The 16,359-nt window shown below is 58.0% G+C and carries 15 protein-coding genes; 8 read left to right on the forward strand and 7 right to left on the reverse strand.

Features of this window, described 5'->3' with window-relative positions:
• Positions 1-143: hypothetical protein (locus AC2FIS_RS04440; RefSeq protein WP_496772520.1), on the reverse strand; the 143-nt coding region annotated here is incomplete at its 3' end.
• Positions 144-270: 127 nt separating this feature from the next.
• The gene (locus AC2FIS_RS04445) at positions 271-720 is read right to left on the reverse strand and encodes a methyltransferase family protein (RefSeq protein ID WP_496772116.1); all 450 of its coding nucleotides are present in this window, start codon (positions 718-720) and stop codon (positions 271-273) included.
• A 217-nt stretch (positions 721-937) separates the two neighbouring features.
• Between AC2FIS_RS04445 and kynU the strand changes: the two genes are divergently transcribed.
• A complete protein-coding gene (gene kynU, locus AC2FIS_RS04450; protein ID WP_496772117.1) occupies positions 938-2,131 on the forward strand; it encodes a kynureninase in 1,194 nt (397 codons plus the stop codon).
• On the opposite strand, the gene AC2FIS_RS04455 is transcribed toward kynU, so the two are convergent.
• Positions 2,124-2,702: a TetR/AcrR family transcriptional regulator gene (locus tag AC2FIS_RS04455; RefSeq protein ID WP_496772118.1), complete on the reverse strand. Its 579-nt coding sequence runs from the start codon at positions 2,700-2,702 to the stop codon at positions 2,124-2,126. The genes kynU and AC2FIS_RS04455 overlap by 8 nt on opposite strands.
• Positions 2,703-2,795: 93 nt before the next feature.
• Here AC2FIS_RS04455 and AC2FIS_RS04460 point away from each other — a divergent pair, with 93 nt between their 5' ends.
• Together AC2FIS_RS04460 and AC2FIS_RS04465 are read left to right on the forward strand one after the other, a co-directional pair.
• Positions 2,796-3,260, forward strand: coding sequence for a (2Fe-2S)-binding protein (locus AC2FIS_RS04460; protein ID WP_496772119.1), 465 nt, complete (start codon positions 2,796-2,798; stop codon positions 3,258-3,260).
• A 3-nt stretch (positions 3,261-3,263) separates the two neighbouring features.
• Positions 3,264-5,504 (forward strand): xanthine dehydrogenase family protein molybdopterin-binding subunit, encoded by a 2,241-nt coding sequence (locus AC2FIS_RS04465; protein ID WP_496772120.1) that lies wholly within the window; start codon positions 3,264-3,266, stop codon positions 5,502-5,504.
• A gap of 46 nt (positions 5,505-5,550) precedes the next feature.
• Here AC2FIS_RS04465 and AC2FIS_RS04470 read toward each other — a convergent pair whose 3' ends face one another.
• The 3 genes from AC2FIS_RS04470 to AC2FIS_RS04480 form a co-directional block, all read right to left on the reverse strand.
• On the reverse strand, positions 5,551-6,330 hold the full coding sequence (locus AC2FIS_RS04470; protein ID WP_109313083.1) for a gamma-glutamyl-gamma-aminobutyrate hydrolase family protein: 780 nt from the start codon (positions 6,328-6,330) through the stop codon (positions 5,551-5,553).
• Between the two features lie 225 nt (positions 6,331-6,555).
• Complete coding sequence (locus AC2FIS_RS04475) at positions 6,556-6,981, reverse strand: GlcG/HbpS family heme-binding protein (RefSeq protein ID WP_496772121.1); 426 nt, start codon at positions 6,979-6,981, stop codon at positions 6,556-6,558.
• A 25-nt stretch (positions 6,982-7,006) separates the two neighbouring features.
• Positions 7,007-9,139, reverse strand: a complete 2,133-nt coding sequence (locus AC2FIS_RS04480; RefSeq protein ID WP_496772122.1) for a malate synthase G — start codon at positions 9,137-9,139, stop codon at positions 7,007-7,009.
• Between the two features lie 207 nt (positions 9,140-9,346).
• On the opposite strand from AC2FIS_RS04480, the gene pepN reads away from it, so the two are divergent.
• From pepN to AC2FIS_RS04505, 5 genes are all read left to right on the forward strand, one after another.
• Positions 9,347-11,899, forward strand: a complete 2,553-nt coding sequence (gene pepN, locus AC2FIS_RS04485) for an aminopeptidase N (RefSeq protein ID WP_496772123.1) — start codon at positions 9,347-9,349, stop codon at positions 11,897-11,899.
• The gene (locus AC2FIS_RS04490) at positions 11,896-12,324 is read left to right on the forward strand and encodes a hypothetical protein (RefSeq protein ID WP_058274358.1); all 429 of its coding nucleotides are present in this window, start codon (positions 11,896-11,898) and stop codon (positions 12,322-12,324) included. Before pepN ends, AC2FIS_RS04490 begins: the two co-directional genes overlap by 4 nt.
• Before the next feature lie 130 nt (positions 12,325-12,454).
• Positions 12,455-13,717 carry a hypothetical protein gene (locus tag AC2FIS_RS04495; RefSeq protein ID WP_496772124.1) on the forward strand — a complete coding sequence of 421 codons (1,263 nt, stop codon included), beginning with the start codon at positions 12,455-12,457 and terminating at the stop codon, positions 13,715-13,717.
• Between the two features lie 148 nt (positions 13,718-13,865).
• Positions 13,866-15,347 (forward strand): Asp-tRNA(Asn)/Glu-tRNA(Gln) amidotransferase subunit GatB, encoded by a 1,482-nt coding sequence (gene gatB, locus AC2FIS_RS04500; RefSeq protein ID WP_496772522.1) that lies wholly within the window; start codon positions 13,866-13,868, stop codon positions 15,345-15,347.
• Positions 15,348-15,519: 172 nt separating this feature from the next.
• Positions 15,520-15,930, forward strand: a complete 411-nt coding sequence (locus AC2FIS_RS04505) for a DUF4177 domain-containing protein (protein ID WP_496772126.1) — start codon at positions 15,520-15,522, stop codon at positions 15,928-15,930.
• 36 nt (positions 15,931-15,966) lie between these two features.
• Here AC2FIS_RS04505 and AC2FIS_RS04510 read toward each other — a convergent pair whose 3' ends face one another.
• The gene (locus AC2FIS_RS04510; RefSeq protein WP_496772127.1) at positions 15,967-16,356 is read right to left on the reverse strand and encodes a VOC family protein; all 390 of its coding nucleotides are present in this window, start codon (positions 16,354-16,356) and stop codon (positions 15,967-15,969) included.
• Positions 16,357-16,359 lie beyond the last annotated feature (3 nt).

The raw sequence follows: 16,359 nt of genomic DNA on the forward strand, positions 1-16,359 counted from the left end.
GCATCCGAAAATCCAGCCGCAGCACCAGCACCCTTCTCAATTAGACATTCATAGCCCAACTTCTGAAGCTGCAACGCTGACTCTGGCGTCATCGCAACACGGTTTTCACCGTCATAAGTCTCTCTCGGTGTGCCTATCTTCACTGGCAGTCCCCCTAATTTTCACTCTGACCGAGCGGGTGGTCGGTATTGTTTGTTAAGCAAAGGTGTATCCTGCGCAACATTATTTCGCAAGCGCAGCATTATTACGTTGTGTCATTACCACATCACCTCATATCCATCGGCGGGTTTGGCGTTCATATCGGGCAAAGTCGGCGCGAAAAGTTCTGCGCATTCTGTCCTCTTCTGGCACGATGAAACGACGCTCCAGAAGCCATACAAATATTGGAATCAGAACCAATGACGCTATGGCATCAAACCGCAGGATCAGGCCGGCTAAGATCAGCACATCGCCAACGTATATGGGGTTTCGGCTACGCTTGAAGATCCCGGATTGCACCAGCGATGTAGGCGTTTCATGCGGAATGATCGTGGTGCGATGACGGCGAAACTCGGCCGCGGCCAGGACGATCAGGATGATGCCGCCGCCGATCAGAACACCGCTGAGCAAATCGACAAACCCATTGTCGAGCGACAGCCCCATCGGCATATGCCGCGCCTGCAGCCATGCCAGCACCGCAAAGCCCAGCAACCACACCGGAGGGACGTCGATTTTTCGCATGTCAGGCAATCTTTCATATCCGGGCGGGACAAAGTGTCGCTTTTGCCCGATGACCTACCGCTTTTCGCTGGAAATAGCAAAATCACAGTTAGTCGCAGCCGTGCGATCGGCGCGCGTCCGGACATGGTTGCAGAGAGGGTCTTCGATGATGGACAGCCGCTTTTGGATCAGATAGCCGTTTTGCATCAACAATTGCCCACACAATGATGAGAAAACGATGACCGACTTTGCCGCGACAAAAGCCCTGTTCAACCTTCCCCAAGGCGTCGTTTATCTGGACGGAAATTCGCTTGGACCGCTGCCGCGCGCTGCCGGAGATCGGGTCAGTGACATGATGGTTCAGGAATGGGGGCAGATGCTGATCACCGGCTGGAACAAGGCAGGCTGGATGGCGATGCCGACCGGTTTAGGTGATCGCATCGGACGGCTGATTGGCGCAGAACCCGGTAGTATCGTCACCGGTGACACCCTGTCGATCAAGGTTTACCAGGCCGTTGCTTCAGCGCTGGAATTGCGCCCGGACCGCAAGGTCGTGCTTTCGGACAACGGTAACTTTCCTTCCGACCTCTACATGGTGGATGGCCTGCTTCGCTCACTCGGGCCGGAATATGAACTGCGCGTCGTCGCACCGGAAGACGTAGCTGACAATGTGACCGAGGATGTAGCCGTTTTGATGCTGACCGAGGTGGATTACCGCTCGGGCCGGATCCACGACATGAAAGCTCTGACAGAACTTGCCCATGCAAACGGTACAGTGACAGTCTGGGACCTAGCCCATTCAGCTGGCGCGATTCCCGTCAATTTGGCGGCATGCAATGCAGATTTCGCGGTTGGTTGCACCTATAAATACCTGAACGGCGGGCCGGGTGCGCCCGCATTCATCTATGTCGCCCCGCGCCTGACGGAACAGGTGCGCCCCGCTTTGTCCGGGTGGTTGGGCCACGAGTCGCCTTTTGCCTTTGATCTGGACTATCGCGCCGGCAACGGGATCGAAAGAATGCGTGTCGGTACGCCTCCGATCCTTCAGATGGTCGCCCTATCCGCGGCGATGGACATATGGGATATGGCTGACATGCAGGACGTACGGACCAAATCCATTGAATTGACCGAGTTGTTCATCAAACGTGTCGAGGCCGCCTGCCCCGATTTGCAACTGGCAAGCCCGCGTGATCCTGCCCAGCGCGGTAGTCAGGTGTCTTTCCGATTTGCCGACGGCTATGCCGCCATGCAGGCCCTGATTGCCCACGGTGTGATCGGAGACTTCCGCGCGCCTGACATCATGCGGTTTGGCTTCACGCCGCTGTACATTGATGAGCAGGATGTTGAAAATGCAGTCGAAATCTTGGCGGACATCATGCAGAACCGCCTGTGGGACGCACCAGAATTCAAGGTGCGCCAGCGCGTTACCTGACTTCTAGCCCCGCCCCGATCAATGCGGCAAACTGGGCAACACGGGTTTCGTACTCCTCCGCACCGATAGCACTCGCCTTCAGCCCCTTAAGGGTGGCGGTTATCGTCTTGGCCGTCTCATCTGCATCCGCCAGCAGCGCGACGCGTCCGGCTTTGGCTTCACACGACAGCCACCCGGAATACAGTCGGGCCAGTTCGGCCTCACCCTGCGAGATGATGTCTGACGACATGGACTTGGTCGTATCCAACATTTCAAGCCCGTGGGGGGATGCGAGGATGATCGTCATCCCCTCGGTCTGTGCTTGCACTGCGCGCTTCAATACATCTGAAACCGGCCCCGACGCGGTCAGCGCCGCAGCGACTGCGGTGATTTTCTCTGCATAGTAGCGTTCGGTCAGCTTCGTGACGATCGCCTCTTTGTTCTTGAAATGCAGATAAACGGCGGGCCGGGACATCCCCGCGCCCCGCGCTATATCATCCATTGAGGTTTTTCGGAGTCCATAGGTGGCAAAGGCCTGAAAGGCCGAATTCAGGATCGCCTGCTGTCGTGAATCTTCTGCTGAATCTGCCATCTTTAAATCTCTGACATTCTCTGTTCATTTTGTCAATTGACACAATGACACATTTAAACAATTATGTCAGAAACCAGTTACACGAGGTGTGCCATGGCGACCGACTTGAAGATTAACGGAACGCAACATCAGGTTGACCTGCCCGATGACGTCCCCCTGCTTTGGGTTCTACGGGATGAGGTCGGCTTGACTGGCACCAAATTCGGCTGCGGCGTGGCCGCCTGTGGGGCATGCACCGTTCATATTGACGGCGAGGCGGTACGCTCATGCCAAGTGGCGCTGTCGGATGTATGGGGCGAAGTGACCACGATCGAAGGCATTGGCACCCCGGGCGCGATGGCCGCGATCCAGCAGGCCTGGGTCGATCATCAAGTGGCGCAATGTGGTTACTGCCAATCGGGCCAGATCATGCAGGCCGCAGCGCTGCTGGCCGAGAACCCTGCGCCTTCGGATACCGATATCGACGATGCGATGCAGGGTAACCTGTGCCGTTGTGGCACTTACCCTCGTATCCGGGCGGCAATCCACGACGCTGCATCCAAGCTGAAAGAGGCATAAACGATGGCATCTGTTGGAAAAATCCTCCGTCGTACGTTCCTGATCGGCTCGGCCGCGATTGTCGGCGGCGTGGCATTCGGGGCGTATTACGTCAGCCGCCCGGCCGCCAATCCGCTGAAGCCGGCTAAGGGCGAAACCGCGCTCAGCCCTTTTGTTCTGATTGATCAGCAAGGCGTCACGCTGTTCGCCCCTCGCGCCGAGATGGGGCAAGGCGTCAGGACCACTTGGGCAGCCTTGATCGCCGAAGAACTGGATGTGGAACTGGACCAGATCCGCGTTCTGCACGGCCCCGCAGCAGCGGCCTATTACAACTCGGCCCTAGTTGGTGAGGGATTGCCGAACAAGGGTTATGACATCTCGGACTTCCAGCACAATCTGGGTGAGGCTCTGGGCGTTCTTGGCAGGACGCTGAGCTTGCAGGTGACCGGTGGTTCGACCTCGATGAAAGATGGCTTCGAGCGTATGCGCGAAGCGGGTGCGACCGCGCGCGAAACGCTGAAACAGGCCGCTGCCAACCGTCTGGGCGTGGATCGTGCGCAACTGAAGACCGAAAACGGTGCTGTAATCGCGCCGGATGGGACGCGCATTCCGTATACTGAGCTTGCCGAGGCTGCCGGTCAGATTGAACCGCCGGAAGTCGAATTGCGCGATCCGTCCAACTGGCGCTTGCTGGGGCGGAACTTGCCGCGTGTGGATGTGGTCGGCAAATCCACCGGAACGGCTGAGTTTGGGATCGATGTGCGCCCCGAGGGTCTGAAATTCGCCTCGGTCCGCATCAATCCCAAGCTGGGCGGCGAGGTGAAAGGCTTTGACGCCAGCGCGGCTGAGCAAATGCCCGGCGTGGAAAAGGTGGTTGATCTGGGCAACGGCGTGGCTGTGATTGCCACCAACACATGGCTGGCCATTCAGGCAGTCGAGGCGATTAACGTAGATTGGGGCGACGCCCCCTACCCGCCGGAAACCGACGCCATTTTCACCGAAATTGCCAATGCATTCGACGCGCCCCCCAATTCGACCATGCGCGATGACGGGGATGTTGACACTCTGCCCGACGGCGCCACCGAAATCACGGCCGAATATACGGTGCCCTATCTGGCCCATTCTACAATGGAGCCGATGAACGCCACCGCGCTGTTCACAGGCTCGGCGCTGGAACTGTGGTGTGGCAATCAGGCCCCGACGCTTGTCCAAATACGGGCGGCCAACACGGCCAACCTGGACAAAGAGGCCGTTCAAATCCACACCACCTATCTGGGTGGGGGATTTGGCCGCCGGGGTGAGCTGGACTTTGGCGAGATCGCCACAAAGGTCGCGATGGCCATGCCCGGCGTTCCTGTCCAGACCACCTGGAGCCGAGAAGAAGACATGCGCCACGACTACTATCGCCCCGGTGCGATGGCCCGTATGCGCGGTGCTGTCAAAGACGGTCAAGCCGTTCTGATTGACGGCAAGGTCGCAGCGCAATCCTGCACGCAACAAGCGGTTCAGCGCTATACCGGCTTGCCGGCTGGTGGCCCTGACAAAGTGCTGGTCGAAGGATTCTTTAACCAACCCTACGCGGTGCCCAACTATCGCATGAGCGGGCACATCGCCGATCTGGATATTCCCGTCGGCTTCTGGCGTTCAGTCGGGAACAGCCAAAATGGATTCTTCCATGAGACATTCATGGACGAGATGGCCCATGCCGCAGGTCGTGACCCGCTGGAGTTCCGATTGGAATTGGCCAAAGCCGAGCACGCGCCATCGGCAGGCTGCCTACAAGCCGTGAAAGAGATGTCCGGCTGGACCGGAAAAACCCCTGACGGTGTCGGGCGCGGTGTGGCGATGACCTATAGCTTTGGCACGCCGGTCGCTCAGGTGATCGAGGTCGTCGATGAGGACGGCACTATCCGTATCGCCAAGGCATGGATCGCCTGTGACGTCGGTCTGGCCCTGGACCCCGGCACAGTCGAGGCGCAGATGTTCGGCGGCATGATCTATGGCCTGTCGGCGGCCGTGATGGGTGAGATCACATTCGCGGACGGTGAGGTCGAACAGTACAACTTCCCCGACTACGACGCTTTGCGGATGCACAATGCTCCGGTGACCGAAGTGAAAATTCTGGAAACCAACCACCACATGGGTGGCGTTGGCGAACCGGGGACACCCCCGTCCATGCCGGCCCTTGGCAATGCCCTTTTTGACCTGACGGGTGAACGTGCGCGCACCCTGCCTTTGATCAATCAGTTCAATCTGCTGGTTTGATCGCGCTGCGCCGGTCCGGACCCTCTCTCTCGGATCGGCGCAGGACTTACGCGGATTGTTGTACCAACGCCCTATCCGACCCGGTTGCCCATGCATGTACAGCAGCACCGAATGCCTTGAACAAAGGGCGTGACACGGGATCATTTTCAGCATCCCATTCCGGGTGCCATTGCACTGACAACGTGAATCCGGGCGCGTCCTGAATGAATATCGCCTCGGGCGTTCCATCGGGGGCTTGACCATCAATCACTACCCGACGCCCAACCGATTTGATCCCCTGCCCGTGCAAGGTGTTCGTCATCACTTCGGTCGCGCCCATCAGGCGGTGGAATACTCCGCCCTCGTTCAGCGCAACGACATGACGCAGGGCAAACTTCTCTTCCAGGGTCCCATCAGGCGGCATGCGGTGGTTCATCCGACCCGGCAGCTCGCGGATTTCCGGGTATAGTGTCCCGCCCATCGCCACGTTGACTTCTTGGAACCCTCGGCAGATGCCAAAGAAGGGCTGCCCGCGTTCCACACAGGCCCGCACCAGCGGCAATGTGATCGCATCGCGCGCCCGGTCAAATTCGCCATGGGCCTCAGTCGCGGACTCGCCGTATTCCTCGGGGTGGACATTCGGGCGCCCGCCGGTCAGCAGAAACCCGTCGCAGACCTCAAGCAGCTCATCGACCGAGACATAGCGCGGATCGGCTGGGATCAGCAGTGGCAGACAGTCCGACACATTGGCAACCGCATCCGAGTTCATCGTCCCACCGGCATGGGTCGGATATTGATCATTCATCAAATACGAGTTGCCGATGATACCGACGACGGGTCGAGACATGCTGCGTTCCTGCGTTTTCTGTTTGCTTTCCAAAAACTATCGACAGCAAGAACAGCGCGCAATAGCACAGGCCCTGCGTGTCAGCGCAAGCTCTTGTTCAACTGTGCACATGTTGGAAAATGATCGCGCTTTGGCTGGTACTTTGGCCATTGCCCGTTTTTGTGGCTTTGCACAAACATCGCATTGGGTCGGAGAGCCCAAAAGGCTCTCCGACAGTCATCAGGTTCAGATCTCGCCAATCAGGCCGGCAGTTTCGATCCCGGCCAATGCCGCTGCGGCATCATTGTCGGACGTATCGCCGGTCACGCCGACCGCACCGATAACTGCGCCCTTTTTGTCGCGCAGCAACACACCACCCGGAACTGGCACGACCTGCCCGCCATAGACGCCATTCACAGCGGCCATGAAATAGGCCTGCGCTTCGGCCCGCTGCATCTGCGCGGTGCCAGCCATGCCAAGCATCACCGAGCCATAGGCCTTGCCATGCGCAATTGCGAACCGACCGGGGGCCGCGTCGTCTTCGCGTTCAAATGCGATCACGTGACCGCCTGCATCAAGAACGACGACGGAAAGGGGTTTCAGCTCCATTTCGTGCCCCTTCTCAAGGGTCTTTCGGATGATGGTGCGGGCTTTGCGGAGGGAAACTCCCATATCGTGTCCTATCGTTCCTGTTGGTTTAAAGGCTGGCTTTCAGTTCCAACCGGCGGGCATGCAGGACCGGCTCGGTATACCCCGAGGGTTGCACGCGCCCCTTGAAGACCAGATCACAGGCCGCTTGGAAAGCAATTCCGTCGAAACCGGGTGCCAACGGGCGATAGTCTGCGTCATTTTCGTTCTGGCGATCCACCACAGCGGCCATTTTTTGCATCGCAGCCATGACCTGCCCTTCCGAGACAACATCATGGTGCAACCAGTTGGCCAGCGCCTGAGATGAAATCCGACAAGTCGCGCGATCCTCCATCAGACCGACATCGTTGATATCCGGCACTTTCGAACAGCCAACACCCTGATCAACCCAGCGCACCACGTATCCAAGAATGCCCTGCGCGTTGTTCTCGATCTCGCGGGCGATCTCGTCCTCGCTAAGGTTTCGGCCGCCCAGGAGCGGAATGGTCAGCAAATCCCCCAACGTCCCCCGCGCGCCACCGGCAGCCAGTTCATCCTGGCGGGCCAGCACGTCGACCTTGTGATAATGCGTCACGTGCAATGTCGCGGCTGTCGGCGACGGCACCCAGGCGCATGTCGCGCCGGATTTCGGGTGGCCGATCTTCTGCTCCAGCATATCACCCATCCGGTCAGGCATAGCCCACATGCCTTTGCCGATCTGCGCCTTGCCCTTCAGACCGCAGGCCAGACCGATATCTACGTTGCGATCTTCATAAGACGCAATCCAAGGCGTGTTCTTGATGTCGCCCTTGGGCAGCATTGGCCCAGCTTCGATCGAGGTGTGAATCTCATCCCCGGTCCGATCAAGAAAACCTGTGTTAATAAAGGCCACCCGCGATTTCGCAGCGCGGATGCATTCCTTGAGGTTGACCGACGTGCGGCGTTCTTCATCCATGATGCCCAGCTTCACGGTATTGCGCGGCAGGCCAAGGATGTCTTCGACCATATCAAAAATCTCAACCGAGAACGCGACTTCTTTCGGGCCGTGCATTTTGGGCTTGACCACATAGACCGAGCCTTGGACAGAATTTCCGCCGTCACGCTTAAGATCGTGCATGGAGATCAGCGTCGTGCAGAGCGCATCCATCAACCCTTCGCCGATCTCATTGCCCTGTTCATCCAACACAGCAGGGTTTGTCATCAAATGCCCGACGTTGCGGATCAGCATCAGCGAACGACCCTTCAAGCTGCCTGTCTCACCGGATGCCGTTGTAAAGCTCAGGTCCTTGGCAAGTTTGCGGGTGAAAGTCGTGTTGCCCTTGTTCACCTCTTCGGTCAGGTCACCCTTCATCAACCCAAGCCAGTTGCCATATGCCACCACCTTGTCAGTGGCATCGACGCAAGCGACCGAATCCTCGCAATCCATGATGGTCGACAAGGCCGATTCCAGACGCATATCGGCAATATGCGCCGGATCAGTGGCCCCGATAGCGCTGTGTCCGTCGACCCTGATCTGAATGTGCAGCCCGTTGTTGCAGAGCAGTACCGTATCCGGTTTGCCCGGGTCTCCGTCGTAACCTACAAATTGTTTAGGATTGGCCAGAGTTGGCATCAGCGCGCCGTCCTGTACGCTCAGATCTGAGACATCAGCCCATGACCCGAAAGCCAGCGGCACAGCGTCATCCAAGAACCCTTTGGCCCATGCAATCACCCGCGCGCCCCGCGCTGCGTCGTAGCCGCCAGCCACGGGCAGATCACCCATCGCGTCCGTTCCGTAAAGCGCATCGTAAAGGCTGCCCCAACGTGCATTGGCTGCGTTCAGTGCAAATCGCGCATTGGTGATCGGTACGACCAACTGCGGTCCGGGGATCGAGGCGATCTCGGGGTCGACATTAGCGGTTTCAATCTGGAAATCTGCACCTTCCTCGACCAGATAACCGATCTCGCGCAGGAATGCCTGATAGGCCTCGGCGTCGTGGTCTTGGCCTTGGCGATCAAGATGCCATGCATCGACCTTGCCCTGGATGTCCTGCCGCTTGGCCAGAAAGGCGCGGTTCTTGGGGCCAAGCTCGGCAACTATGCGCGCCAGACCATCCCAGAAGGCATCTGCTGTGACACCGGTTCCCGGCAGGGCTTGGCCTTCGATGAACTCGGCCAGAACCGTATCCACCTGCAATCCGCTGCGCGCCTGTCTGCTGCTCATTTTTGTTTCTCCCGGGAATGTGCACGACTGTATGCCGTCAGCATTTAGGACGAAAGTTTCCGATAGGCAACGTGCGCCGCAGCGTCGCGGTCAAAAAGACTTACCAAAATCAATTATCGGGACATTCCGGCGCGCGGATCGCACCGCTTGCAGCCAACCGCCACAGCCCATACGTTCGCGCAAACACAAAATCACGCGAGGCCCCTGATGCGCGACGCTGCCCCCACGACGATCTATCTGAAAGACTACACGCCGTTTGGCTATCTGGTGGACAGCGTGCACCTGACGTTCGATCTTGCCGCCCACGCAACCCGCGTCACATCACGCATCGCATTTCGTCCCAACCCTGAGGCCAGCGACAAGACGTTCTTCTTGCATGGCGAAGACCTCAAGCTGATCCGCGCATCCATCGACGGTGCGGAAATCACTCCCGAAATTGCCGACAAGGGCCTGACCGTTGCTGCCCCCGACGCGCCGTTTATCTGGGAGGCCGAGGTTGAGATCGATCCTGGCAATAATACGGCCCTCGAAGGGCTATATATGTCGAACGGCATGTACTGCACCCAGTGCGAGGCAGAAGGGTTCCGCAAGATCACTTACTACCCCGACCGCCCCGATGTAATGTCCACCTTTACCGTGCACATCAACGGCGACCTTCCTGTACTGCTGTCCAACGGCAACCCCTCGGGCAAAGGCGAAGGCTGGGCAGAATGGACCGATCCGTGGCCCAAACCCGCTTACCTGTTCGCGCTGGTCGCGGGCGATCTGATTACCCATCCCGGCCAGTTCACCACTATGTCGGGCCGCGAAGTTGAACTAAACCTCTGGGTCCGTCCCGGCGACGAAGGCAAATGTGCCTTTGGTATGGAAGCCCTTAAGAAATCCATGAAATGGGACGAGGACGTCTATGGTCGGGAATACGATCTGGACGTATTCAACATCGTGGCCGTGGACGATTTCAACATGGGCGCGATGGAGAACAAGGGGCTGAACATCTTCAACTCATCCGCTGTTCTGGCCAGCCCCGAAACCTCGACCGACGCCAATTTTGAACGGATCGAAGCGATCATCGCGCATGAGTATTTCCACAACTGGACCGGCAACCGGATCACCTGCCGCGACTGGTTCCAGCTGTGCCTGAAAGAAGGGCTGACCGTTTTCCGCGACGCACAGTTCACCTCGGACATGCGCTCGGCCCCGGTGAAGCGGATTGAGGACGCCATCGACCTGCGCGCGCGGCAATTCCCCGAAGATAACGGGCCCTTGTCGCATCCCGTCCGGCCTGAGAGCTTTCAGGAAATCAACAATTTCTACACCGCGACCGTATACGAAAAAGGTGCCGAGATCATCGGTATGCTGAAACGTCTGGTTGGTGATGAGGCCTACACCAAGGCCTTGGATCTGTATTTCCTCCGCCATGACGGACAGGCCTGCACCATTGAAGACTGGATCAAGGTGTTTGAGGACACCACCGACCGCGATCTGAGCCAGTTCAAGCGCTGGTACAGCCAATCTGGCACGCCGCGCGTGACAGTGAGCGAAGATTGGAATGACGGCACATATACGCTGACATTGGCGCAGCACACCGAAGAAACACCTGGGCAATCCGAAAAGCTGCCGCAAGTGATCCCCGTCGCTGTAGGTCTGCTTGGCCAAAACGGGGACGAGGTGCGCGCGACCGAGATTCTGGAACTGACCGAAGCGGAACAAAGCTTCCAATTTGCCGGGCTGGCGGCAAAACCTGTTGCATCGATCCTGCGAGATTTCTCGGCCCCTGTGATCCTTGAGCACGATCACACTGACGCCGAACGCGCCTTCCTTCTGGCCCACGACACCGATCCTTTCAATCGGTGGCAGGCGGGACGGTCTTTGGCGCAGGACACGCTGTTGCGCATGATCCTGAAAGACGCAACGCCGGGTGCGGATTACCTGGACGGGGTGTTGGCCGTTCTCCGCGACGGCGATCTGGACCCGGCGTATCGCGCCCTTATGCTGGGTCTGCCTTCGCAATCCGAGCTTGCGGCCGCGTTGTCCGACCGGGGTGAAACACCTGACCCTATGGCGATCTGGACAGCGGTCGAGACGCTGCGGCAGGCAACCGCGCAGCACGTTCAGGACTTGCTGCCGCGCTTGCACAGCGAAACCTTGATCGAGGCACCATACAGTCCCGATGCAGACCAAGCCGGCAAACGTTCGCTTGGCAATGCCGCACTGGCCCTGACGTCACGGCTTGATGGTGCGGCAATGGCAGCCGAGCAATACGCGGCGGCTGGCAACATGACACAGCAACTGAGCGCCCTGTCCTGCCTGCTGCGCGCAGGCAAAGGCGAGGCCGAGCTTTCTGCGTTCTACGTACAATGGCAGCACGACCGTCTGGTTATGGACAAATGGTTTGCCCTTCAGGTCGGAATGGCCTCGCCAGCGACCACGGCAGACGTCGCCCGCACCCTGACCGAGCACGCCGACTTCAACTGGAAAAACCCCAATCGTTTCCGGGCGGTGATGGGTGCGCTGGCGATGAACCATGCCGGTTTCCACCGCGCAGATGGTGCGGGTTATGCGTTGCTGGCCGACTGGTTGATCAAACTGGACCCGGTCAACCCGCAGACCACGGCGCGGATGTGTTCGGCCTTCCAGACCTGGAAACGCTATGACGCGGACCGTCAGGACCTGATCCGCGCACAGCTTACCCGCATCGCAGAAACGCCCGACCTGTCGCGCGACACGACCGAAATGGTTTCGCGCATTCTCAACGCATGACGGAATTCAAGTTTACACGTCAGAACCGGGCACCGCGCACTGTCGGTGTCCTGATCTGCGTTTATGCGGCCTTGCTGGCACTTGTGATCCTGTTCGACGCGGCATGGTGGCTGATGGCGCTGTTGGCGTTGCCTACGTTACCGGCCATTTGGGATATTGCTCAGAACACCAGCGCAGGGCTGGTTCTTGATCAAAACAAACTGCGCTGGTTTACCGGCACCCGTGAGGCCGAAATTGATCGTTCGGACATTGATTATGTTCGCTTTGACACGCGTTGGGATTTCTCGGTGCGCGTTTCTCTGATTTTGAGATCCGGCAAGCGGATTCGGCTGCCTGATGAGTCGTCTCCGCACCACAGGGACTTCGAACAGGTCCTGCAACAGGCTGGTTTTCGAATTGAACGTCATCACTTCGTCACATTTTGAAACAATAGGTTCATTTTTGAAAGATTAGAGGCAAATGCCAACCAGTCCCCTTCAAAGACCTTGAATTTGACACCGATTGCAGCAAAGCTCTTACCCTCAAGTTTCTGGTTTGTTTGTTTCGAGTGCCGCCATGTTCTGGTTTTTTAGGGACCGTTCGTCCCGTTCCCGATCTTCTATTGCTCATCCCGCTGCATCCGGCGCGTATTTCGCTGACCCGGCTGTTTCGCCCGTGTTGCCAGACCAAGGGCAACTGAACATCCCATTGGCTGATGTTCAGGCCCAGGATGAGATTGGGCGCAGCTCGATAGAAAAAGGCCGTTTCCTCGCCAGGCAGGATCGCTGGGCAGAATTGTCCGACCTGATGCACAAAGCAGACGACGCACGGGAAACTGCACCCGACGGCATGCCTGTCGCGGAATTGCTGGCGTTTGGGGCGCGGGCCGATGTGGTTCTGGCGGCAGAACATGCGCTGTCCGATGCCAAAGCGCTATCAGAGTTTGACGTCCTGAGCGGCATTTCCGAATTGGAAGACGAGATGCGCGCGCATTCGGGTGACCCGATGATCGCCTTGGTTGTCGCTTTGGCCCACATTGATATGGCATGGGCATGGCGCTGTACGACGAACGAAGCAACCCTGCCCTCGCTGCACCAATCCCGCTGCGCCGCCCATTTCGATCGGGCAGCTGCAATCCTTCCCAATTGTCGCGAGGCCGCAGCGGACAGCCCCATTGTCGCCTCGGCTGGCTGCGCAATTTTGGCGGGTCAGCGTAGAGCCAACACACGGGTGGCGGATGAATACGAGCGGTTGATCAAGCTCGACCCGTTGAATCATCGGCACATGCGCGCGATGGGGACCCACCTGCTGCCGCGCTGGTTCGGAAGCTATGGCGAGCTTGAGGTCCAGGCACTGCGTATGGCGGCCCAAACCCAGGATATCTGGGGCGCCGGTGGATATACTTGGGTTCAGTTTGACGCGATCGCCCTGGACGAAGAGGCCTGCGCGCGTCTGGATGTCGATTTCTTCCTGGAAGGCATGCACGATATTCTGCGTCGGCGTCCTGACCAGCAAACCGTCAACATGCTGTCGGCTTACTGTGCCATCACGATCCAGAACGGCGTTGGCCAGTGCGACAAGGCTGATCTGGTGCGCAGCCAAATACACCAGGCTGCAAACTGGCTGATCCGCGACCACCTGACAGAACTGCACCCGTTGATTTGGGCCCATGCAGCAAATGGCTTCAACAACAGTGTTCGGATCAATTCACCCGAACGGTTCGCGGCCCGTGGGCAGCGCGATGCCCTGCGTGCAATTGGCGATCTGTTCCGTGATGAGCTGCGCAGCGGATTGGATGTGACGTTTACTCCGACGGGTTTGCGCCTGTCCGGGCACTGATTCCCCCTTGCCCCTAGGCCGAGCCGGGCCTAATACGCAGGCTTAGACTTCTGCGGAAATGAGGCGCGCCATGCTCGACCTGACATACGAAATGCCCAAACCCAAAACCATTGCCGGGGCCAAGCACGATTGGGAACTGGTCATCGGGATGGAGGTGCATGCGCAGGTCTCGTCCAATGCCAAGCTGTTCTCGGGAGCATCGACTCAATTCGGGGCCGAGCCAAATTCGAACGTGGCATTCGTGGACGCGGCGATGCCGGGAATGCTGCCGGTGATCAACGAATACTGCGTTGAACAGGCGGTACGAACCGGTCTGGGCCTGAAGGCGGATATCAACCTGGTATCGGCCTTTGACCGCAAGAATTATTTTTATCCGGACCTGCCGCAGGGTTACCAGATTTCTCAGCTGTACCAGCCCATTGTGGGCGAAGGTGAAGTGCTGGTGGAAATGGGCGACGGCACTGCGCGCATGGTGCGAATTGAACGCATCCATATGGAACAGGACGCAGGCAAATCGATCCATGACATGGACCCGAATATGTCCTTTGTCGACCTGAACCGGACCGGTGTTTGCCTGATGGAGATCGTCAGCCGCCCAGATATTCGCGGCCCCGAAGAAGCAGCAGCCTACATCGCCAAGATGCGCCAGATTCTTCGTTATCTGGGTACCTGCGATGGCAACATGCAAAACGGCAACTTGCGGGCGGACGTCAATGTTTCGATCTGCTTGCCCGGTGCCTATGAAAAGTATCAGGAAACGCAGGACTTCTCGCATCTGGGTACGCGTTGCGAGATCAAGAACATGAACTCAATGCGCTTTATCCAGCAAGCGATCGAGGTCGAGGCCCGGCGTCAGATTGCCATCGTCGAAGGTGGCGGTACTGTCGATCAGGAAACCCGCCTGTATGATCCGGACAAGAGTGAGACACGCTCGATGCGGTCAAAGGAAGAAGCGCATGATTACCGCTATTTCCCCGACCCTGACCTGCTGCCCCTGGAAATTGAACAGGCGTGGGTTGATGACATCGCAGCCAGGCTTCCGGAACTGCCGGATGCTAAGAAAGCGCGCTTTATCAAAGAGTTCGGACTGACGGATTACAATGCTTCCGTTTTGACCGCAGAAGTAAAGTCAGCGGACTACTTCGAAGGTACAGTTGCCTACGTCGATGGCACCGGTGTTAGCACCAAAGAAATTCAATCTTCGAAAAACACGGTGGCGCACGGTGTTTCGAACATGGTCGTAAATGATCTATTTGGTGCGTTGAAAAATGCCAACTTGGACATTTCTGACAGCCCTATTTCACCGGAGCAGCTCGGGCAGATTATCGTACTGATGCGTGAAGGCGTCATTTCTAGTAAGATTGCCAAAGAAGTATTCGAAATTTCGTTTACGTCTGGCCGCGATCCCAATGAAATCGTCGAAACTGAAGGCATGAAGCAGGTCACCGACACCGGTGCCATCGAAACTGCGCTGGACGAAATCATCGCGGCCAATCCAGCACAGGTCGAAAAGGCCAAGGTGAACCCGAAACTGGCAGGCTGGTTTGTTGGTCAGGTCATGAAAGCAACCGGCGGCAAGGCGAACCCCAAAGCCGTCAATGAGATGGTCAGCAAAAAGCTGAGCTCGTAAGCCTTTCGGTTCAAGAAACTGCTACGGCAGGGTCCGTGCGTCTGGCCCGGACCTTTCCGGTCCCGCGCGCGGGGCGCAACAGACAAAACAGAATTTGCCCAACGGGCGATGATGACTGTTCGAAACCCGACAACATGTTAGATTGCTGGGGATCGGCAACCAGGAAAATCTGATGCAGCGCTACGAATACAAAGTTGTCCCCGCCCCGCAAAAAGGCACCAAGGCCAAGGGCGTCAAAACTGCCGAAGGGCGGTTTGCAGTGTCGATCGAACAGATCCTGAATCAGATGGGGCAGGATGGCTGGGATTACCAGCGTGCGGAGCTTTTGCCCAGCGAGGAACGCGCGGGCCTGACCAGTTCCACCGTGAACTGGCGCAATGTTCTAGTGTTTCGGCGTGAGGTTGCAGCTGAGTTTTCTTCAGAGCGCGAGCCGGTTGAGGACTGCGATGATGCGCCCATGGCTCACCCGGTGCCCGGACCAGAAGAAGTGCAGGCCCCTGCACCGATTTCAGAAGAGGTCAAAGATCCGCCATTGACCCTGAAGCCCACGGATCTGTCCGAAAAGGACAAAGAGCAGACCTAAGCGGTCTGCTCCACGTTTTCATAGCCTGCAACTGGATTACTCGGCAGCGTTTGCCGCTTGGCTCAGATCCTGCGCCAGCATCAGTGCATTGCCGTCCGGGTCGTAGAACGTTGCGGTGCTGACCATGCCCTCGATCGTTTCAGTCGCCCCATCGAATCTGACGCCCGAGGATTCGAGCGCCTGACGCGCCGTCGCAATATCTGACACCCCGAACACCGGCACCGTATTGCCCGGCGCAGGCTCGGCCTGCTCACCCAGGCCCAAGGTCACTCCGTCGGTTTTGGTCTTCATCTCGCTCCAACCGGCTTCGTCAATATGGTGGATCAGCTCAAACCCCAGCTTGGCCTGATACCATTCGGCACTGACATGCCTGTCTCGCACGGACATGGCGAGCGTGATCGTGTTTTCCAGTGAAACGAGTGGCATTGA

Source organism: Ruegeria sp. CDSB113 (assembly GCF_059611045.1).